At 72.8% G+C, this 19,713-nt stretch carries 16 protein-coding genes and 1 pseudogene; 6 read left to right on the forward strand and 11 right to left on the reverse strand.

What is annotated here, in order from left to right:
- Positions 1-40: 40 nt before the first annotated feature.
- Positions 41-1,042, forward strand: a complete 1,002-nt coding sequence (locus HW837_RS01955; protein WP_193379453.1) for an NAD-dependent epimerase/dehydratase family protein — start codon at positions 41-43, stop codon at positions 1,040-1,042.
- A 76-nt stretch (positions 1,043-1,118) separates the two neighbouring features.
- Here HW837_RS01955 and HW837_RS01960 read toward each other — a convergent pair whose 3' ends face one another.
- On the reverse strand, positions 1,119-2,231 hold the full coding sequence (locus HW837_RS01960) for a sensor histidine kinase (RefSeq protein WP_045558783.1): 1,113 nt from the start codon (positions 2,229-2,231) through the stop codon (positions 1,119-1,121).
- Between the two features lie 2 nt (positions 2,232-2,233).
- Positions 2,234-3,061 carry a response regulator transcription factor gene (locus tag HW837_RS01965; RefSeq protein WP_237269822.1) on the reverse strand — a complete coding sequence of 276 codons (828 nt, stop codon included), beginning with the start codon at positions 3,059-3,061 and terminating at the stop codon, positions 2,234-2,236.
- Positions 3,062-3,177: 116 nt separating this feature from the next.
- Between HW837_RS01965 and HW837_RS01970 the strand changes: the two genes are divergently transcribed.
- The 3 genes from HW837_RS01970 to HW837_RS49895 all read left to right on the forward strand — a co-directional run bounded on the left by HW837_RS01970 (position 3,178) and on the right by HW837_RS49895 (position 5,445).
- Positions 3,178-3,927, forward strand: coding sequence for a glycosyltransferase family 2 protein (locus HW837_RS01970; RefSeq protein WP_390623553.1), 750 nt, complete (start codon positions 3,178-3,180; stop codon positions 3,925-3,927).
- Entirely contained in the window at positions 3,924-4,541 is a 618-nt protein-coding gene (locus tag HW837_RS01975; RefSeq protein WP_045558781.1) for a TIGR04282 family arsenosugar biosynthesis glycosyltransferase, read from the forward strand. Before HW837_RS01970 ends, HW837_RS01975 begins: the two co-directional genes overlap by 4 nt.
- A gap of 88 nt (positions 4,542-4,629) precedes the next feature.
- Complete coding sequence (locus HW837_RS49895; protein WP_193379451.1) at positions 4,630-5,445, forward strand: class I SAM-dependent methyltransferase; 816 nt, start codon at positions 4,630-4,632, stop codon at positions 5,443-5,445.
- Between the two features lie 331 nt (positions 5,446-5,776).
- On the opposite strand, the gene HW837_RS01990 is transcribed toward HW837_RS49895, so the two are convergent.
- Positions 5,777-7,084 (reverse strand): molybdopterin-dependent oxidoreductase, encoded by a 1,308-nt coding sequence (locus HW837_RS01990; RefSeq protein ID WP_045558780.1) that lies wholly within the window; start codon positions 7,082-7,084, stop codon positions 5,777-5,779.
- A gap of 115 nt (positions 7,085-7,199) precedes the next feature.
- Here HW837_RS01990 and HW837_RS01995 point away from each other — a divergent pair, with 115 nt between their 5' ends.
- A complete protein-coding gene (locus HW837_RS01995) occupies positions 7,200-8,546 on the forward strand; it encodes a hypothetical protein (protein WP_193379450.1) in 1,347 nt (448 codons plus the stop codon).
- Between the two features lie 228 nt (positions 8,547-8,774).
- On the opposite strand, the pseudogene HW837_RS48355 reads toward HW837_RS01995, so the two are convergent.
- The 7 genes and pseudogenes from HW837_RS48355 to HW837_RS02025 form a co-directional block, all read right to left on the reverse strand.
- Positions 8,775-8,882 (reverse strand): annotated as a pseudogene (locus HW837_RS48355) (integrase); the annotation flags it as partial.
- A 456-nt stretch (positions 8,883-9,338) separates the two neighbouring features.
- Positions 9,339-12,203, reverse strand: a complete 2,865-nt coding sequence (locus HW837_RS02000; protein WP_045558778.1) for an ABC transporter permease family protein — start codon at positions 12,201-12,203, stop codon at positions 9,339-9,341.
- Positions 12,200-12,937 carry an ABC transporter ATP-binding protein gene (locus HW837_RS02005; protein WP_093791308.1) on the reverse strand — a complete coding sequence of 246 codons (738 nt, stop codon included), beginning with the start codon at positions 12,935-12,937 and terminating at the stop codon, positions 12,200-12,202. Before HW837_RS02005 ends, HW837_RS02000 begins: the two co-directional genes overlap by 4 nt.
- Positions 12,938-13,202: 265 nt before the next feature.
- On the reverse strand, positions 13,203-13,856 hold the full coding sequence (locus HW837_RS02010; protein WP_193379449.1) for a PadR family transcriptional regulator: 654 nt from the start codon (positions 13,854-13,856) through the stop codon (positions 13,203-13,205).
- Positions 13,857-14,363: 507 nt separating this feature from the next.
- On the reverse strand, positions 14,364-16,421 hold the full coding sequence (locus HW837_RS02015; protein ID WP_193379448.1) for a PA14 domain-containing protein: 2,058 nt from the start codon (positions 16,419-16,421) through the stop codon (positions 14,364-14,366).
- A gap of 139 nt (positions 16,422-16,560) precedes the next feature.
- Positions 16,561-17,439 carry a helix-turn-helix transcriptional regulator gene (locus HW837_RS02020; protein WP_093791304.1) on the reverse strand — a complete coding sequence of 293 codons (879 nt, stop codon included), beginning with the start codon at positions 17,437-17,439 and terminating at the stop codon, positions 16,561-16,563.
- A 32-nt stretch (positions 17,440-17,471) separates the two neighbouring features.
- A complete protein-coding gene (locus tag HW837_RS02025) occupies positions 17,472-17,786 on the reverse strand; it encodes an MmyB family transcriptional regulator (protein ID WP_193379447.1) in 315 nt (104 codons plus the stop codon).
- Between the two features lie 560 nt (positions 17,787-18,346).
- Between HW837_RS02025 and HW837_RS02030 the strand changes: the two genes are divergently transcribed.
- Positions 18,347-18,796 carry a DUF5707 domain-containing protein gene (locus HW837_RS02030; protein ID WP_045558773.1) on the forward strand — a complete coding sequence of 150 codons (450 nt, stop codon included), beginning with the start codon at positions 18,347-18,349 and terminating at the stop codon, positions 18,794-18,796.
- 134 nt (positions 18,797-18,930) lie between these two features.
- Here the strand turns inward: HW837_RS02030 and HW837_RS02035 are convergent, their stop codons facing one another.
- Complete coding sequence (locus HW837_RS02035; protein ID WP_078853551.1) at positions 18,931-19,674, reverse strand: aggregation-promoting factor C-terminal-like domain-containing protein; 744 nt, start codon at positions 19,672-19,674, stop codon at positions 18,931-18,933.
- Positions 19,675-19,713: the final 39 nt, after the last annotated feature.

Here is a 19,713-nt window from a genome sequence, read left to right on the forward strand (position 1 = left end):
GGGCGCGGGAGGTCCGGCCGGTGCGCCCTAGCGTGGCCCTATGCGTGTACTGGTCACCGGCGGTGCCGGATTCATCGGGTCCCATGTCGTGGATGTGCTGGCGGAGGGCGGGCACGAGCCCGTCGTGTTCGATGTGGCCGTGGACGCGGGCTCGGACGTACGGGACCGGCGGGCGGTCGACCGGGCGTTGGACGGGGTGGACGCCGTGTGCCATCAGGCCGCGATGGTGGGACTGGGGACCGGCTTCGCGGACGCGCCGGAATACGTCTCCCGCAACGACCTCGGTACGGCTGTGCTGCTGGCCGCCATGGCCGACGCGGGGGTGCGGCGGCTGGTGCTGGCGGGGTCGATGGTCGTGTACGGGGAGGGTCGGTACGAGTGCCGACGGCACGGCGTGGTGCGGCCCGGGCCCCGCGCGCTCGACGATCTCGCCGCGTCCCGCTTCGAACCGCTGTGCCCGGTGTGCGGGGACGCGTTGGCGCCGGGGCTGGTGCGGGAGGACGCACCGGTCGACCCGCGCAATGTGTACGCCACGACCAAGCTCACCCAGGAGCACCTCGCTGCGGCGTGGGCGCGTACGACGGGCGGGTCGGCGGTGTCGTTGCGCTACCACAACGTCTACGGGCCCCGGATGCCCCGCGACACCCCCTACGCCGGGGTGGCCTCCTTCTTCCGCTCGGCCCTGGCGGACGGCCGGGCGCCCCGAGTGTTCGAGGACGGTCGGCAGCGGCGGGACTTCGTGCACGTACGGGACGTGGCCGGTGCCAACGTCATGGCTCTGGAGGCCGATGTGCGGGCCGGGACGCTCACGGCGTACAACACCGGCAGCGGTGAGCCGCGCACCGTCGGGGAGATGGCGGCGGCGCTGGCCGACGCCTGCGGCGGTCCGGAGCCCGTCGTGACCGGGGAGTACCGGCTCGGGGACGTACGGCACATCACGGCGGACTCGTCGCGGTTGCGCTCGGAGCTGGGGTGGAAACCGGAGGTCGGGTTCACGGAGGGCATGCGGGAGTTCGCGCAGGCCGGAATGCGGGACGCGTAGGCCGGGGTGTTGGGGCGCGTGGGCCGGCGCGACAGCGCGTCCGCGCGCCCTCGGGTACCGGTGGTGCTGTCCGTGTTCAGGAAGCGGCCGCGGGCAGCACCACCTCGAACCGGCAGCCGCCCGGGATGTTGCGGACCGTGGTACGACCCTGGTGGGCCTCGACGATGCCTCGGACGATGGCGAGGCCGAGTCCGGCGCCCGCCGGGGGCGTACGGGCGTGGGTGCCGCGCCAGCCGGTGTCGAAGACGCGGGGCAGATCTTCCTCGGGGATGCCACCGCAACCGTCCGACACGGAGAGCAGCACGCCGTCGGGGGAGCGTTCGGCGGCCACCATGACGGTGCCGTCGGCGGGGGTCCGGCGGATCGCGTTGACCAGGAGGTTGCCGAGCACCCGGCTCATCTCCCGGCCGTCCACCTCCACGGGCAGGGGCTCGACATGGTCGCCGACCAGCCGGACCCCGTGCTCGTCCGCCAGTGGGTACACACCGGCGAGGGCGTCGCCGACCAGGTCGTAGACGGACACCCGGGCCGGGGTGAGGGCGAGGGCTCCGGCGTGGATGCGGGAGAGTTCGAAGAGGTCGCCGACCATGCCGTTGAGGCGTTCGACCTCGGTGCGGATCTGGGTGAGATAGCGGGCGGGGTCGGCGGCGACGCCGTCCTCCAGGGCCTCGGCCATCGCGCGCAGTCCGGCGAGCGGGGTGCGCAGGTCGTGGGAGATCCAGGCGACGAGTTCGCGCCGCGAGGATTCCAGGGCGCGCTCCCGCTGTCGGGACTCGGTGAGCTTCGCGCTCGTCGCCGCCAACTCGGCGCTCAGGGAGGCGAGTTCCGCGGTGGCAGGGCCGGCGGGCGCGGTGAACGAGCCGCCGTCGCCGAAGGAGCGGGCGGCGAGCTGGAGGGCGCGGCTGCGGGCGACGACCCAGCGGCCGAGCAGCAGCGCGGTGGCCAGCGAGACGACCGCCGCCATCGCCACGACCGTGGTGACGACCCACAGGTCGTGCGAGGAGAGGAACATCGCCCACGCCACGGCCAGGGTGCCGGCGAGCATCGCGGTCACCGCGACGGCGGCCACCACGGTGAGTGACGCGACGAGCGAGCGGCGTCGCAGCAGCCACAGTGCGACCGCGCCCAGCAGTCCGGCCGCGACGGCGCCGAGGAACGCGAACAGGGCGATGAGCAGGGTGTCACGCATGTTCACGCCTCCCCGTTCCGGTGGGGGGCGGGCGGTTCGTCCACGACGACCGGGGGTCGGGTAGGGGTGCCGGCTGCCAGTGGTCCGGCGGGAGCACCGTCGGTCGAGATGGCCGCGGCGTCGAAGCGGTAGCCGACTCCCCAGACCGTCTGGATCAGCCGCGGGCTCGCCGGGTCGTCCTCGACCTTGCCGCGCAGTCGGCGGACGTGGACGGTGACCGTGGACAGGTCGCCGAAGTCCCAGCCCCACACCTCACGCATCAGGTCCTCGCGGCTGTGGGCACGGCCGGGGTTGCGCAGGAAGAAGGCGAGCAGGTCGAACTCGCGCAGGGTCAGGGCGAGTTCGACTCCGTCCTTGGTGGCGCGGCGGGCGGCCGGGTCCACAGTGAGGCCCGCCGAACGCAGCGGGCCCAGAGGGGCCGCTCCGGACGCGGGCCGGGCGCGGCGTAGTACGGACTCGACGCGCAGGACCAGTTCGCGGGGGCTGAAGGGCTTGGTCACGTAGTCGTCGGCGCCCACTTCCAGGCCGAGGATGCGGTCGTCCTCGTCACCGCGCGCGGTGAGCATGACGACCGGGACCGGGGCCTGTGCCCGCAGGCGGCGGCACACCTCCAGACCGTCCATGCCGGGCAGCATCAGGTCCAGCACGACCAGGTCCGGCCAGTGCTCGGCGGCGCGGGCCAGTGCGGTCGGTCCGTCCCCCGCACGGTCGACGGCGTGTCCGGCGCGGTCGAGGTATCCGGCGACGACCTCGGCGACCGTGGGGTCGTCGTCGACCACCAGGACGCGCGCCGCCGTCCGTCGCCCCGGCTCGTGTGGCTGCTGTTCCATGCGGCCCAGCGTCGCACCAAGCCGGGCCCGCGCGCGGCCCGGCGGACATCCCCGGCTCCTGACGTCCGCGTTCCGTAAGGACACTCCGACCGATTTGCGAACTTCGTCCTCGTAGGGTGAAAGCCGTGACGACCTCTCCTCCACCATCGGACGGCGATGCGGTGCGTCCCCGCCCCCACGTCGACGTCGTGCTCCCCTGCCTGAACGAGGCCGACGCCCTGCCCTGGGTACTCGCCCGTATCCCGGCGGACTGGCGCGCCCTGGTCGTGGACAACGGCTCCACCGACGGCTCGGCCGACATCGCCCGCGCACTGGGCGCGACCGTGATCCACGAAGCGCGACGCGGCTTCGGCGCCGCCTGCCACGCGGGACTGACCGCCGCCACCGCCGACATCGTGTGCTTCTGCGACTGCGACGCCTCACTCGATCCCTCGCTCCTCGTCCCCTTCGTCGGCGAATTGGCGGACGGGCGCAGCGATCTGGTGCTCGGCAGGCGCCGACCACAGGGGCGGGGCGCGTGGCCCGCGCACGCCAGGGCCGGCAATCTCGCGCTCGCCCGCATGCTGCGCCGCCGCACCGGCCTGCGCCTGCACGACCTCGGCCCGCTGCGGGCCGCCCGCCGGGAGCCGCTGCTCGCCCTCGGGCTGACCGACCGCCGCAGCGGATATCCGTTGCAGATGGTGGTGCGCGCGGCCGACGCGGGCTGGCGCGTCACCGAGCACGACGTGCCGTACCTGCCGCGCACCGGCGCCTCCAAGGTCACCGGCACCTGGCGGGGCACCTGGCAGGCGGTGCGGGACATGAGCCGCGTCCTGCACGAACCAGCCGTACGGCAGGACGACACGGCGGGAGGGGTACGTCGATGACCACGCTCCTCGTCATCGCCAAGGAGCCGCGGCCGGGCCGGGTGAAGACCCGGCTCACCCCGCCCTTCACCCCGGCGGGGGCGGCGGCGCTCGCCGAGGCGGCCCTCGCGGACACGCTGCGGGTGGTGGCCGCGACGCCCGCCCTCCGGCGCGTCCTGGTGCTGGACGGCCGGCCCGGTCCCTGGCTGCCGCCCGGCTTCGACGTCGTACCGCAGTGCGCGGGCGGCCTCGACGAGCGGCTCGCCGCCGCCTTCGCCGGATGCGACGGGCCGGCCCTGCTCATCGGCATGGACACCCCGCAGGTGACCCCCGAACTGCTGACCGTGGATTTCACCGGGTGCGACGCGTGCTTCGGTCCGGCCGAGGACGGCGGGTTCTGGGCCCTGGGACTCGCCGAGCCGGACCCGGCACTGCTGCGCGGGGTGCCGATGTCGACGCCCGTCACCGGAGCCGTCCAGCGCGCCCGGCTGGTGGCCGCCGGGCTGCGGGTCCGCGACCTGCCGCGTCTGAGGGACGTCGACACCGCCGCCGACGCCGAGGCCGTCGCCACGCTCGCGCCCCGCACCCGGTTCGCGGCGGAACTGGCCCGGCTGCGAGCGGTCAGTGGCCGATGAGCGGCACGGGAGAGAGGACCGCGCCGGTGAACGGTACGCACGGGGACAGGGGCCTGCCGGTGGACGGTCCAGTACAGGAAGCCGGCCGATGAACGGGCCCGTGGCAGAAGACCGGCCGACGAGCGGCACGCGGCGCGGTCCCGTGCGGCGAACCTGGTCCGGTGATCCGTACGCCGACGCCCTGCGCACCGGCCGCGGGCCGCTCTATCTGCGCCGCGGCGACGGCTGGTTGCTGCCGCTGGAGGTGGAGCGCTGGTGTGCCCGTGCCGACGCCGTCGATCTGGAGGCCCTGGGGAGGTGCGAGGGCGCCGTCCTCGACGTGGGGTGCGGGCCGGGGCGGCTGGTCGCGGAACTCGCCGCCCGGGGGCGGCCGGTGCTCGGCATCGACGTCAGCCGGGCCGCCGTCGCGCACACCCTGCGGCTCGGCGGCCAGGCGCTGCGGCGCTCCGTGTTCGAACCGCTGCCCGGAGAGGGCCGCTGGAACAGCGTCCTGCTTCTCGACGGCAACCTCGGCATCGGCGGCGACCCCCACGCCCTCCTGTCCCGCGTGAACGAACTGCTGTGTCCCGGCGGCCTCCTGATCGCCGAGACGGTCCCCGTGGACGTGGACGAGCGTGTCGAGGTCCGCCTCGTGGGCGGCGCCGAGGCCGCAGGCGCGGACGAGGGCGCCTTCCCCTGGGCCCGGCTCGGTACGCCGGCGCTGTTGCGGCACGCCCGTCGGCTCGGCTGGCGCGCGGTCGATCAGTGGACGGCGGGCGGGCGCTCCTTCGTCGTGCTGCGCAGCCGCGCCCGCCGCCGCACCCGCAGCGCCAGCAGCAGCGCCGAACCGCCGAACAGCACGGCTGTGATCAGCCACCAGCGGGCGGCGAAGCCGTCCGCGGACAGGCCGGTGGCGGATTCGTAACGGTCCGCCACCCGGCCGCTGATCAGCGGGAACCACACCAACAGCAGCAGCCCGGACAGGACGGCGGGCACGCGGACGTACGCCACCAGTTCCCGGTGGCCGGCCTCGCCCGACGCCCGGACGAGCGCGCGGTCGGCGATCGCGTACAGCGGCAGCAGCACGAGGTCGTGCACCACCGCCGCGCCCACGAACCACAGCGTGACCGCGAACCAGTCGTCGGAGAGCAGCCGCACACCCGCGTATCCGGCCAGTGCGAACGAGCAGGCCAGGAGCAGCAGTGGGAACGGACTGCCGACCCGCGCCCGAAGCCTTGTCGTCCCAGGTGCTCTCATCACAGGTCTCCGAACGTCAGCCGGGCCACCCACTTGGTGTTGAGCACACCGGGCGCGGCGGGCACGATGATCCGCGCCGGATGGCCGTGGTCGGGGGTCAGGGGCTCGCCGTTGACGTCCAGGGCGAGCAGGGAACGCGCGTCGCGTACCTGGTTGTCGCGCAGCGCGGCCCGGCGGAAGGCGCCGCGCCGCTGGAGTGATTCCACCAGGACGTCGGGCGCCGAGCCCGGCTCGTACCCGACGAGCGCGGCGAGGTCACGCAGCCGTACGCCCCGCCACCACTGGTCGGAGGTGGACCAGCCCTCGACACACGCGATCGGCAGCGCCGCACTGTGCAGCGGCAGCTCCAGCAGTTGGGCGCGGCTCAGCCGGACGGTCCCCGACGGCCCGGTGACGACCAGCCGCCACGCCTCCTCGCTCGTCTCGGCCGGGTCGATCCCCCGGGACGCGGCCGTCTTGTTGATCTGGAAGCCGCCGGGCCCGCTGCCCGGCTCGGCACCGCCGTGCGGGGCGAGCAGGGCCGTACGCCGCAACGGCCCGTCGAAGTTCTGCCCCGCGCTCGTGGCGAGGAGCAGCAGCGAGCCGCCCCCGACCAGCCCCACGGCACCGCGCCGCGACACCGTGGGCTCGGCGGGGTCCGGCGCCACGAGAGAGGGTTCCTCCGCGGACACCGGTGGCGGAACGGCTCCCCCGGGCGCCGACCGCGAGTCCGCTTCCGCGTCCTCGGCCCGCTCCTCTCCGCTCCCCCGCATCCGGCGCAGGTTGCGCAGGGCCGTCGGTGCCCGCAGCACCACATGGACCCCGAACGCCGCGAAGAACACCCACGCCCCGTAGAAGTGCAGCGGGTAGAAGGAGCCGGGGAACACGTAGTCGAGCTGGATGTTCAGCAGCCCCGTCACGAACTCGAACAGCACTCCGCCGACCAGCAGGAGCAGCGAGATCCGCTCCAGGGCGTGGGTGAGCGAGCGCGCCGGGGGCAGCTGGAACAGCCTCGGCACCACCGACCACAGCTTGGCCAGCACCACGGGGACCAGGGCGATCCCGAGCGTGACATGGACGCCCTGGGTGAGCCGGTACAGCCAGTGCGGATTCGTCGGCCAGGCGAAGAGGTAGAAGCCGAGGATCCCCTTGTCCCCGGTCTTGTCGTTCACCGGTGACAGGTTCGGGTTGTAGGCGGCGTACGACAGCAGCCCCGTCACGAAGAGCACCGTGACACCGACGAGCAGCACCACGCCGAGGACGGAGGTGAACCAGGGGCCGCGCAGCGGGCTGCGCCAGAAGGCGGGAGAGGAGGGAGACCGTGCCATGCCCCGACGCTAGGCCCGGAGCACCCGCTCGGAGGGTGCGCGACTCATGACGAAAGGCTGACGTCCGCGCCTGTCGGGAGCCCACGGGCAACCGCCCGGCCTAACGTCTCCGAGCGTGAACCGTGATCTTCGCCGCGATCCGCGCCGCGATCTCCGCCGCGACCTCTACGCCGTCTCGGCCGCCGCACTGCTCGTGGTGGTGACCGCGTCGGTCGGCGTCGCCATCAAGCGCGCCGACGACGTCCTGCACGTCGGCTGGCCACCCCTGTACGCCAACTGGCTGCCCCACACCGGCCCCGGCACCCCCTCCGCGATCATCGTCGCCGCCGCCGTCGTGGCGTACGGCCCTCCGCTGGCCGCCAGGCTGCCCTGGCGTCCGCTGCTGTGGAGCGCGTGGGGCACCGCCCTGGCATGGACCTTCTCCCTCGCCCTCGTCGACGGCTGGCACCGCGGCATCGCCCGCCGCCTGACGACCAAGTACGAGTACCTCCAGGTCATCGAACGCTTCGACGACATCCCCGCCACCCTGCGGAGCTTCACCGACCACATCCTGCTCGGCTCCCCCGACCACTGGCCCCCGCACGTCGCCGGCCACCCGCCGGGCGCCACCCTCACCTTCGTCCTCCTCGACCGGATCGGCCTGGCCGGCGGGGGGTGGGCGGGCGTCTTCGTCATCACCGTCGGGGCGACCACCGCGGTCGCGGTCCTCGTCACCATACGGACGCTGGCGAGCGAGACCCTGGCCCGCCGCGCTGCCCCCTTCCTGGTCCTCGCCCCTGCTGCGGTCTGGATGGGCACATCGGCGGACGGGTACTTCGCGGCGGTCGCCGCCTGGGCCACGGCCCTCCTCGCGCTCGCGGTGACGGGCCATCGCCCGGCGGCCACCGCGCTCGCCGCCGGACTCCTCTTCGGCCTCGCCCTCTACCTGTCGTACGGCCTCACCCTCTTCGCCGCCATGGCCAGCACCGTCCTGCTGCTGGGCTCCCGACGGCTGCCGGCCCTCCTCTACGCGGTCGCCGGCCTCCTCGTCGTCCCGGTGGCCTTCACCGTGGCAGGCTTCGACTGGTGGGAGGCGTATCACCTGCTCGTCGAGCGGTACCACCAGGGCGCCGGCGGCTTCCGCCCGTACGGCTACTGGCTGTTCGCCAATCTCGCCTGCACGGTCCTCGTCGTGGGACCGGCCACGGTGGCGGGGCTGCGCAGGGCGGGCGCCCGTCTCGCCCGATGGCACGCGACGCCCGTCTCCGAGCGCTCCGTGGGGCTCCTGCTCTGCGCGGCCCTGGCGATGCTGCTCGCGGCCGACGTGTCCGGGATGAGCAAGGCGGAGACGGAACGGATCTGGCTGCCGTTCGCGCTGTGGCTGGTCTCGGCAGGCGCGTTCCTCGACCGTCCCCGGACGTGGCTGACCGCCCAGGCGATCCTGGCGCTCCTCCTCAACCACCTGTTGCTGACCGGCTGGTGACCCGGCGGCCGAAACGAACGTGATGGGTGACGGCTGTCGGCCAAAGGCGGTTCATCGATGTGGAGGCGGCGTTCCGCCTGGGGGCGTGTGTCGTGCCGGCGGATGAGCGCGGCTCACACCCGGACCGCCGCTCGCCGAGCCGGGCGTGGTACAGGTGATGAGCCTTCGTCCCGACGATGGCGTGGCCATCGACGCACGGCCGGAGCGACCGCATCTGGGGTGTCATGCCGAGTGCTGGTAGATCAGCTGGGCCCGCTCCGAGGACTGGCCGGCGCGGACCATGAGGTCCTTCAGCTTGGCGCCGGTGTCGGCGGCCAGGGTGTTACGCCGAGAGCGTCCGCGTGCTCGTCAGCGCCCGCGTCAGTCGTCTGAGAGGAAGCGCCCGCACCAGCCCCACGCATGGTGCGACGACGAAGAGTTCGCTCGGATCAAGTCCGCCGCCGCCCGGTGCAATCTGTCCGTCGCCGGGTTCCTCGCCCGCACCACCGCCGAGATCGCCGACGAACGCGAAGTGATCACAACCCTGTTCGACAGTCGACGTGGGCTCGGCCGGGCCGACAGCAAGCTCAACCAGGCCGTCACATCACTCGACTCCGGTGCGGACGCCCCGCAGCTCGAAGTAGCCATCGCCGCCGTACGACGGGCTGCCGACACCGACCCCCTGGCTGGTGATGCGGAGCGCCCCACTCCATCCCATCTGCCTCCGAGCAGATCCCTTCGGACGGGACTGCCTCCTGCCCCTGGACGAGGGTGATTCACCCTCGTCCAGGGGCAGGGTCCGGCAACGGAGGCTCAGTGCGCGGCGCGGCGGGCCAGCGCACCGCGCGAGCGGGTCACCAGCGCGGCGAGCACGGCGGCGCCGAGGGGCACGGCCACCAGGAGGGCGGCGAGCGTCTCCCAGGGGACGATGATCGGCACGTACGGCGGGGCGTCACCGGCGCCGCCCCAGCCGTTGTCGAGAGCCTCCTGGTAGAAGCGCGTCTGCTCGCGCTCCTCGGTGAGCCGCAGCCCGACCGCGGGCAGGACACCGGCCGCCGAGCCGAGGACCACACCCATCGCGGCGACCACACCGCACTGGAAGCCGCTGAGCATGCGGCGCACCCCGGGCGGGGCTCCGACCGCGGCGAGCGTCTTGAGATCGGCCTCCGCGTCGGCCTGGGCGAGACCGGTGGCGATCCCGGCTGCACCGATGGTGACCAGGCCGGCGAAGACGGTCAGCGCGAGCAGGACGAGCCCGTTCTCGTCGACCCAGCCCTGCTCCACGGTCAGCTCGACGTTGCTGCCGAGCTTGGCGATCTCGGCGTCGAGCTTCTGCCGCTCCTCGGTGCCGGGGATCCGGTCGGTGGTGAAGAAGGCGCCGAGGGGGACGGTGGTCAGTCCGGCGGCCTTGGCGGCGGCGGGGCTGAGCACGCTCTGCACTCCGTAGGAGTCGGGCGAGCCGGGCACCTGGTAGGCGGGGAAGGACTTCAGCTCGCCCGGGACCGGCTTGTTCTGCTGGGCGGCGCGGTCGGCGGCCTTCGGGTCGGTGATCAGCTTGATGCCGACGGCGCCGTTCCTGTCGACCTGGGGCTTGTGGAAGCTGAGGAGCTTTCCGTCGGCGAGGGCCTTGGCCGCGCCCGGGTCGTCGATGCCGAGGACCTTCAGGAGCGGGGCGTCGGCGATGAGGAGACCGCCGTCGACGTAGATGCCGTTGCCGTCGGGCGAGACGCAGCGCCAGTCCTTGGCGAGCGCGCGCCGCTCCTCCTTGCTGTACTTCTCCGCGGGGTCGGAGCCGTCGGGGGTGCTGGCCCACAGCGGGCACTCGTTGGCCGGCGGGATGACGACCTCGAAGCGGCCACAGCCCTCGCCCTCGTCGTACGGGGCGCAGCCGGGCTTGCCGACGGCGATCCGGAACACGTCGGCGCGGACGTCGACAGGCAGCGTCCGCTGCACGGCGTCGCGGACCTCGGGGACGTCCCGGCCGCCCTCCTCGGTGACGAGCGCGGCGACGGCCCCGTACGGCAGGCCGGCCTGGTACTCGGCCTGACTCTGGGCGTCGCTGCTCGCGGCGTACGTCGAGACGGCGACGGTGCCCGCGACGGCGGCCAGGACGGCGGCGACAGCGGGTGCCGTACGGCCCCGGTTGCGGACGGCGTCCCGCAGGGCGAGGCGCGGCGAGAGCGGCAGCCAGCGGCTGGCCCGGCCGAACAGGCCGACCAGGGCGGGCGTCATGGCGACCACACCCAGCTCGGCGACGGCCGAGCCACCCGCGACCAGGGCGAACTGGTCGGAGACGACCGAGCCGTACAGGGCGACGGCCGCGCCGAGCAGGACGGCGCCCAAGCCGATCAACGGCAGCACGCGGTTGCTGCGGCGCACGCCGCGACGGCCGGTGAGGGAGGCCAGGACGGTCTGCCGGGAGGCGGTGACGGCCGGGACGATCGCGGAGAGCAGGCCGGTGAGGACGGCGAGCGCGGCGATGGCGAGCAGTTCCAGCGGCCTGACGGTGAAGCCGCCGAACCGCTGCCCCATGTAGTCCTCGAGGAGCGGCCGGAGGGCGAAGGTCAGGACCAGGGCGAGGACCATGCCGACCAGGGCCGCCGCGGCGCCGATGACGAGGCCGCCGCTCAGCACGATGGCCCGGATGTGGCTGCGGGCACCGCCGTTGGCGCCGACCAGGCCCAGCTGGCGGCGGGAACGACGGGCACCGACGGCGAAGGCGGGACCGGCGAGCAGGCAGATCTCCAGCATCGCCAGGCCGACGACCGTGCCCACGGCGGCGAGCGCGGCGGCGTCGGCGCCCCCGCTCTCGTAGTCGGCCCAGCCTTCCTTCTGGTAGAGCGGCACCTCGGAGTCGGCGGGCGGGTCGAGGGCCACGGCCCGCGAGGTGACCAGGACGCCCTTGGCGTTGATCGCCTGGACCGTGTTCCACGTGAAACCACCGGACTTCTTCACCAGGTAGGTGGTGGAGTCCTCGGGCTTCGGCAGTCCGGCCTTCTCGACCGCCTTGGCGTACGGCGCGAGGAAGGCCCCCGGCAGGGCGTTGACCTGCTGTGCCTTGAGGTCGCTGGGCAGCTCGTACGAGCCGCTGATCACATAGGTGCGGTCGAAGCCGCGGGCGGTGAGGGTGGAGCCGACGGACAGCCCGCTGCTCTCCAGGAACCGGGTGGTCGCGGCGATCTCGTCGTTCTTCTCGGGGAAGCGGCCCTCCTGCAGCCGCATGATGCCCCGGGCGACGGGATCGACGGCGGCCAGCTCACGGACCTCGGCCTGGAGCAGACCGTGTCTGGTGGTCAGCTTGGCGCTGCCCCTGCTGTCGGTCAGCACCGTCGAACCGGCCGGGATGCTCTTGGTGACATCGGTCGGGCCGTCAGGCCAGGACTCGCCCGGCGAGTCGTAGTCCCCGGCCGGGGTGTGCTGCTCGCCCTCGGGGTCCTGCAGGATGGCCACGCCGGCCGCTCGGGCATCTGAGAAGCGAGCGTCGGCGGCACCCAGGGTGCGCTCCATCCGCTGCGCGGGGGTGAGTTCGGCGCTGCGCAGGGTCAGGTCCAGGGCGCTCACGCCCAGGATCGGCAGCGCGATCATCGCGAGGACGAGGAAGCTGCGGCCCTTGTAGCGCCAGGCGTCACGGCGGGCGATACGGACCGCGGCCCGCCAGGAGTGGAACCAGGTCGTCACCGCTGGGCCGCCCGGCCGGTCAGGAGCGAGTCGGCGTCGCTGCGTACGGTCTGGTCGACGACGGCGCCGTCCCGCAGGAAGACGACCCGGTCGGCCCAGGCGGCGAACCGCGGCTCGTGGGTGACCATGATGCCGGCGGCTCCGGCGTCGCAGCGGGAGCGCAGCAGGGCCAGCACGGACTCGCCGGTCTCGGAGTCGAGGGCGCCGGTGGGCTCGTCGGCGAGGACGAGCCGGCGGTCGCCGACGAGGGCGCGGGCGATGGCCACGCGCTGCTGCTGGCCGCCGGACATCTCGTCGGGGAACCGGTCGGCGAGATGGCCGAGGTCCATCTCGGCGAGGGCGGCGAGGGCCTCGGTGCGGGCCTTGCGGGCCGATATGCCGTCCAGTTCGCGGGGCAGGGCCACGTTCTCGGCGGCGGTGAGGGCTGGGATGAGGTTGTAGTCCTGGAAGACGTAGCCGATGCTGCGGCGGCGCAGGGCGGCGAGCCCCTTGATGCCGAGGGCCGTGATGTCGGTGCCCTCGACGAAGACCTGCCCGGAAGTGGGGGTGTCGAGGCCGCCGGCGATGGTGAGCAGGGTGGACTTGCCGGAGCCCGACGGGCCCATGACGGCGACGAGTTCACCAGGGTGGACGTCGAGGTCGATGCCGCGCAGGGCGTGCACCTCGGTGGCGCCGGAGCCGTGGACGCGGGTCAGGTTCCGCAGACTCAGCGCGGGCTGCTGCTGTGTGGACATGGTTCCCCCTCGGGCGTACGCCGGCGAACGGCCGGGCGTCGGTGCGACGGACGGTCGTTGGCAGCGCCGTGCGTACGGTATGGGTCTGGTCGGGTGGTTCGGATCTTCATGTGGGTCGGGTGGACCCGGTGGGTCGAGTGGACCTGGTGGGTCGGGTGGACCTGGTGGGTCGAGTGGACCTGGTGGGTCGGGTGGACCTGGTGGACTCGGTCGGCCCTGTGGATCGGTCGGTCGGGTGTTCAGGGCCGGTCGTGAAGGGCGGACGTCACGGGCGGTGGCGTGCGGCCTCCTCTGCCTCGGCCCCCGCCCGCGCTCCCGTCCCCGCCGCTCCCGCCGCCCCCGGCGAGGCCGGTTCCGGCCCCGCCGCCGGGGCGGTCGACGAGAGACGGATCAGCCGGGACTCGCAGTGGTCGAGCCAGCGCGCCTCGGCCTCGGTCTGGAAGATCAGCTGCTCCAGGACGAGGAGCCAGGCGATGTCGTCCCGCTCCCGGGCCCCGTTCTTCTCCACGGCGGTGAGGGCCTGTGCCTTCAGCCGGGTGTAGTCCTGCATGGCCTTCACGGTGTGTCGGCGCTGGGACTGGATGACGTCACGGATGTCGACCCCGGGCGCCCCGACGGCCATGGCCAGCTTGATGGCCAGCTCGTCACGGGCCGGGCTGGTGCGGTCGACGGGGTTCTCGAACCAGCTGCGCAGTTCGACGCGACCGCTGTCGGTGATCGTGTAGAGCGGATGGCCGGCCTCGTCCTCGCCGTCCTGCACGACCATGCCGTCGCGTTCGAGCCGGCTGAGCGTCGTGTAGACCTGACCCACGTTGAGGGGCCAGGTGGAGCCGGTACGGGACTCGAACTCCGTACGGAGCTGTGAGCCGTAGCGCGGGCCGCGTTCGAGGAGGGCGAGAAGCCCGTGACGGATGGACATACCGAGTATGTATACCGAGTAAGTCCGCGTGGACCAAGCGTCCTGAGGTGGACTCCGGAGGTCCGACTCAAGGGGGACCCGGGCCGTCGCGAGCCGCTCGGCGGCGGCGCGTCCGCACCCCGAGGAAGCCGATGCCGAGGCCCACGAGAGCCGGCCCCACGCCCAGTGTGAGCACGGGAATCCGCCGGTCGGAGAGTCCGAGGGGGGCCTCGGTGCCGGTCCGGTGAGCGGCCGTCGGCAGCTCCGCGGGCGAGACTCTCGGCGGCCGGGGCGTCCGTCTCGGGTACCACCTCGATCCCCTCGTCCGACTCCTCGGCGGGCTCCTCCTCTGTTGCCGTTTTAGTACGAGCGGGCTCCACCGGGCTCGTGGAGAACGGCGAGCCGGGGGGCGGCCGGCCGCTGGATCATGAACCCGTGTGGAGTGCGAACGGTTCGAGGACGACCACCGACTGCTGAGTCGCAGGGCGCAGCGTTGATCGGCTACAGACTCCACCAACCTCGTGCGGGCTAGACGCGGTCCTGGAAGACGCAGCCCCACACGTGGGTGCCCGCGACGCTGCCGTCGGCGCGCACCGCCTCCAGCGTGTAGAAGTGCGTGGTCCCCCGCGCCGCCGTGGTGTCCGTGTAGGCACGGGTCTCCGCCGGCAGCAGTCCGGCGTGCAGCGGCTCGTACGCCTTCGTGGCCGCGTTCCACCGTCCGACCCGGTAGCCCACGACGGTGTCGCAGTCAGCCGTCCTGTCGCACCGCCAGTTGATGGACGGCCCGTCCTCGTCGGGTCCGCCGATCACGGTGCCGTAGCCCATGCTGCCGAGATCCCAGTCCCGGGTGACCGTCACGGACGGCCGGACGTCCAGCTCGGTGGCATCGACGACCGTGACCTTCGGATGGCTGGGGGGCAGCGCGTTGCCCCAGCGGTCCCTCGCGACGACCGCGTACACGTACGTCTCGCCGTCCGGCAGGTCGCCGCAGAGGACCGCGAGCGGGTCGCTCGTGCCCTCCCGGCAGGAGCTGGAGCCGAGCCACTTGACCGTGCCGTCGGCCTGCCGGGCGCCGGTCCAGGCCGCGTAACGCTCGACGTCGTCCTCGGTCGAGGCCGCCCAGCTCATCAGCACGCCGTCGGCGCGCGGGGTGGCCTTCACGCCCGTGACCGGGCCGGGCGCGACGCGGTCGCCGGTGCGGACGACGAGCGGGGCGGACAGCGCCGACTCGTTGCCGGCCGGGTCCACCGCCGCGACCGCGTACGTCACGTACGTGCCCGCGGGCATGTCCAGGTCGTGGCAGACGCCGCCGGTGCTGGTCTCGTCGCTGCTCTCCTCGGCGCAGGTCACGCGGGTGAGCGCGGCCGGGTCGAGGGTCTTGCCGGGCGAGCGGTAGACGCGGTAGGTCCCGCCGTTGTCGAAGTCCTCGTAGAAGCCGTCGGGCTGCTTCCAGTACACGTCGGTGTAGCCGACTTCGGCGATGGAGTCGAGGGAGGTCGGGGCGGACTTCGGCGGCGTGCGGTCGACGCCGTCGCCGGTGACGTCGGCGTACGCCGACGGGTTGCCGAGCGCGTCGAGGGCGCGGACCCGGTAGTGGCGGACGGTGTTCTCGGGTGCGGTGGTGCGGTACGACGTCGTGGTCGTCGTACCCAGCAGCTCGAACGGACCGGAGGCCGCGGGAGCGGCGTACACCTCGTACGTCGCGGCGTCGGCGACCCCCTGCCAGGCCAGGTTGGCCCACCAGGCGTCGCCGACGACCGTGAGACCCGTCGGCGTCGCCGGCCCCGTGCGGTCCACGGTCACGGCGGTGGCGTCGGCGCTGCCGGCGGACTCGCGGCCCGCCTTGTCGACGGCGCGGACCTCGTACAGGAAGGTCTGGCCCGTGGCGGGCGTCGCGTCCACGAAAGAGGAAGAGGTGAGCAGCGACGATCCGCTGACCTTCGCCCACTGGGTGGTGCTCAGCCGGCGGTACACGCGGTAACCGGCGAGGTCCATCTCCTTGTTCGCGGCCCAGCGCAGGGTGGTCTTCGTGGTGTCCCGGTCGTACGCGGCGGTGAGGCCGGTCGGGGCGAGCGGCTTGACCGTGTCGACGGCGGCCTCGGTACGCGGGGCGTACGTGAACCCGGCGTTGGCCCGGCCGGTCCAGGCGACGTAGTCCACGCGGAGCGTGTGCTTGCCGGCCGGGATGGTCAGGTCGACGGTCTTGCGGGCGGTGGTGGAGACGTTCTTCCACAGGTTGATCTTCCGCACACCGTCGACGTAGACGCGCATGCCGTCCTGCGTCGCGGCGGCGAGCCGGAAGGGGCCGCCGGAACCGAAGTCCCGGGTGAGGGACCACCGGACGGAGAAGTTGTCCTTGGGCAGCGTGACGCCGGGCGGGTCGCCGTGCCCGTAGTCCTCGGCGATGGCGGAGTCGCAGGCGGTCAGCTTCGGCGTGCCGCTGAAGGTGGAGTTGCCGAAGTACTGCGCCCTCCAGACGGAAGAGGCGCAGGTGACGGCCGCGGAAGCAGGGGCGGCGGTGATCAGGCCGCCGGTGGTGGCGAGGGCGGCCGTCGCGGCCAGCACCGTCAACCGGATACGAGTCATCACTGAGGGTGGGGCCCTTCTGGACCATCGGAGAACATGTGAAACAGGTGACCCCTGTGTGACCCATGAGGCGGGGGCAGGGTTGCCCGTCCCCTCCCCCTTTTTCGTCTTCCGTTCGGGGATCCGGTCGGGCCCGGTGTTACGGCGTGGAGATCAGGCCGGGGCCCGAGGGCGTGGGGCCGTCGGTGCGGGTGCCGCCTGTGACGCGGAGGAAGTCCAGTTTTTCGGCGTCGGGGGAACCCGCCGCGACGGTGTAGACGACGAGTCGGATGTCGCAGCCCGGGACGGTGAGCACGTCGCAGTCGCAGATCACCTCGCCCACCTGGGGGTGTACGACGGTCTTGCGGGCCGAGACGTGCGGGCCCACCGTGCCCTCGTCCCACAGTCGGGCGAACTCCGCGCTGGTGGACCGCAGTTCCTCGACGAGGGCGGTCAGGCCGCGGTCGCGGGGGTAGTCGACGAGTGCCGTGCGCAGGTCGGCGACGAGGGCGGGTCTGAGGGCGTCGTCGCTCTGGAGCACGGGCCAGGACACGAGCCGGCCGGGACCTGTGGCGAAGACCGCCCGTGCCAGGTTGCGCTCGTCGTGGGTCCGGGCGCCGGGGTCTCCCATCAGGACCGACCACGCGGGGGTCCAGGAGAGCAGGGTCCAGTCGGCGCTGAACACGCCCGCGGGGAACTCCCCGAGGCGGGCCAGCATCCGCTGGACCCCGGCCGGGACATGCGTGGAGACCGTTCCCTCCTGGGGTGGGAGGAGCCCGGCCAGCCGGTAGGCGTGATCGCGCTCCATGGGCTGTAGTTGCAGTGCTCTGGTCAGGCTCGCGACGACCTGCTGCGACGGGCTGGTGGCACGGCCCTGTTCCAGGCGGACCACGTAGTCGACCGACAGCCCGGCGAGTTCGGCCAGTTCCTCGCGTCGCAGTCCCACCGCGCGTCGTCCGGGCCGGGAGGTCAGTCCGACGTCTGCGGGGGAAAGGCGGTCGCGCCAGCGGTGCAGTGCCGTGCCCAGGGTCTCGTCCACGGGTCGTACGGGCGGAGAAGCCCGGGCAGGTGCTACTCGGCAGCCAGGCTCTGTGTACAGACCACCGCCAGCAGTTCCAGCTTCTGGGCGTCCTCGCTGCCCGGCTCAGCCGAGTAGCCGAGGATGCGCAGGCCGCTGCCGTCCATCCGGAGCACGTTGCAGTCCAGGGTGAGCAGGCCCACCTGTGGATGGTCGATCGTCCTGCGGGAGACCTCCAGACTGCCGACGACACCCGCCTCCCACAGCTCGGCGAACCGCTCGCTGCCCGCCCGCAACTCGGTGATCAGCCGCCGCAGTTGACGGTCGGCGGGAAACCTGGCGGCGGCGGACCGCAGCTCGGAGACCATGCCGATCTCCAAGTCGCGCTGTTCGTCCGGCGAACCGCCGCGCTGGGCTCGCCGAGCGCACCGGCTCGCTGCGTCCCGGCAAGCAGGCCGACGTCATCATGCTCCGCCTGGACGACCTCAACATGCTCACCGCTGGGCGCGACCCCATCGCCGCCGTGGTCACGGTCCTCGTGGCGGGGAGGGTCGTGAAGTTCGCGGGTCGGCTGGTCCATGCCGATCTCCGCCGTACCTGCCCGTCCGGCCCCTGTGTCCCGCCGAGGTCGCGTCCGGCGACAGCCGCGGCGAACGAGGCGAGAGCCGCGAGACTCCTGGCCCCGAGCGGGCCCGGCTCCCGCCTGAGGCGGAGGTCGGTCTCCTCCATGGGTTACAGGGTCTCTACCTGTGGTTCGAGGCGCCACTCGTCCTGCAGCCCGAAGCCGGCGCGCACCCACGGCCATAGGCTCGATCACATCGAGAACGCGGTCGGCCCAGCTTCCGTAAGGGCCGAACTTTCCGAGTGTTCCGAGCTCTTCGAGCTTTTCGAGCTTCCGAACTTTCCGACGAATTCAGGGGGATCTCCCATGTCCAAGCGCATCGTCCTCTCCTCGCTCATCGGCGCCGTCGCCCTCGGCGGAGTGGCCGCCGGCGGCCTCGCTCTGGCCGCCTCCCCCACGGAGCCGACCCTGGAGCACGGCTCGGCTCGCTACACGGCTCCGGCCGGCGACAGCGCGGGCTCGTTCTCCTACACCGTGGACGTGAGCGACGACTCGGGCGTCCGCGGCCTCAAGGTCCTTGTCTGGCCCGCGAGTTCGAAGCTCGACCCGACCGCGGCGGAGCTGCGCACGGCGGAGAGCGCCAAGTGCCGGAGCACCTCGGACGAGACCACCCGCTGCACCTACACGCTGAAGGTCACGAAGCAGGAGGCGGCCGATCTGCCCAAGGGCACCTGGTACGTCTCGGCACTGGCGACGGCCGAGGACGGCGGCACGACGTTCGTGCCCCGCGCCGCCACGTTCGACCTCACGCGCTGACACGCCGGTCGGACCGTCGGACAGCGCGGTGAGGGCGGGCCGACTCGTGGGCTGTGGTGTGCTGTGGTTCCTCACCGGGGACGGTGAGGAACCACAGCGGGGCCATTGGCCTCGACGGGGCGTTCGGGGGCGGTTCAGTAGGAGCCGTTGGCCTGCCAGAACGCCCACGCGTCGCAGGGGCTGCCGTAGCGGTTGTTCATGTAGTTCAGGCCCCACTTGATCTGCGTGGCCGGGTTGGTCTGCCAGTCGGCTCCGGCGGACGACATCTTGGAGCCGGGATAGGCCTGCACGAGACCGTAGGCCCCGGAAGAGGGGTTGACCGCCTTGTAGTTCCAGCCGGACTCGTGGTCCACGATGTTGCTGAAGCACTGGAACTGTCCACCGGGCACCATCTGCCGCGCGATGGCCTGCACTTGCGCGACGGTGTACGAGGACTGCTGCGGCGGCGGTGCGACGCTGGAGGAGTCCGTCGACGAGTCGCCGGCCTGCTGCCGGGCCTCCTCCCGGGCCTTCTCCCGGGCCTCATCTCTGGCCTCCTCCCTGGCCTTGGCCTCCTGCTGGGCCTTCTGTTCCGCCTTCTTCTGCTTGGCGATCGCGTCCTTGGCGGCCTGCCTGCGGGCAGCCTCCGCCGCGGTCTGCCTCGCGCTGGTGTCCGCGGCGACGGACTGTGCGGCGGCCTGTTGGGTCAGGGAGGCCGTCTGTATGTGAGCCTGCTGTCCCAGGGGGAGGTCGGCGAGGAGCGTCGAGCCGCTCGCCGTCGGATCAGCGTCGGCCACCGCCTGGCCGGTGCCGCTCTGGCCGACTCCCGCTACGGCACCGACCGTGGTGACCGCGGTGGCGGAGGCCACCGCGAATCCCCGGACTAAGTTCCCACTCACGCGTTGTCCTTCCAGCTTCGTCAGATCGAGAAGTTGCTC

It is taken from the genome of Streptomyces caniscabiei (assembly GCF_014930365.1).
Taxonomy (GTDB): domain Bacteria; phylum Actinomycetota; class Actinomycetes; order Streptomycetales; family Streptomycetaceae; genus Streptomyces; species Streptomyces caniscabiei.

Excerpts from the sequence above, each read along its gene's own strand:
- HW837_RS01955 (WP_193379453.1), top strand. The coding sequence starts at position 41 with ATGCGTGTACTGGTCACCGGCGGTGCCGGATTCATCGGGTCCCATGTC.
- HW837_RS01960 (WP_045558783.1), bottom strand. The coding sequence starts at position 2,231 with ATGCGTGACACCCTGCTCATCGCCCTGTTCGCGTTCCTCGGCGCCGTC.
- HW837_RS01965 (WP_237269822.1), bottom strand. The coding sequence starts at position 3,061 with ATGGAACAGCAGCCACACGAGCCGGGGCGACGGACGGCGGCGCGCGTC.
- HW837_RS01975 (WP_045558781.1), top strand. The coding sequence starts at position 3,924 with ATGACCACGCTCCTCGTCATCGCCAAGGAGCCGCGGCCGGGCCGGGTG.
- HW837_RS49895 (WP_193379451.1), top strand. The coding sequence starts at position 4,630 with ATGAACGGGCCCGTGGCAGAAGACCGGCCGACGAGCGGCACGCGGCGC.
- HW837_RS01990 (WP_045558780.1), bottom strand. The coding sequence starts at position 7,084 with ATGGCACGGTCTCCCTCCTCTCCCGCCTTCTGGCGCAGCCCGCTGCGC.
- HW837_RS02005 (WP_093791308.1), bottom strand. The coding sequence starts at position 12,937 with ATGTCCACACAGCAGCAGCCCGCGCTGAGTCTGCGGAACCTGACCCGC.
- HW837_RS02010 (WP_193379449.1), bottom strand. The coding sequence starts at position 13,856 with ATGTCCATCCGTCACGGGCTTCTCGCCCTCCTCGAACGCGGCCCGCGC.
- HW837_RS02015 (WP_193379448.1), bottom strand. The coding sequence starts at position 16,421 with ATGACTCGTATCCGGTTGACGGTGCTGGCCGCGACGGCCGCCCTCGCC.
- HW837_RS02025 (WP_193379447.1), bottom strand. The coding sequence starts at position 17,786 with ATGGTCTCCGAGCTGCGGTCCGCCGCCGCCAGGTTTCCCGCCGACCGT.
- HW837_RS02030 (WP_045558773.1), top strand. The coding sequence starts at position 18,347 with ATGTCCAAGCGCATCGTCCTCTCCTCGCTCATCGGCGCCGTCGCCCTC.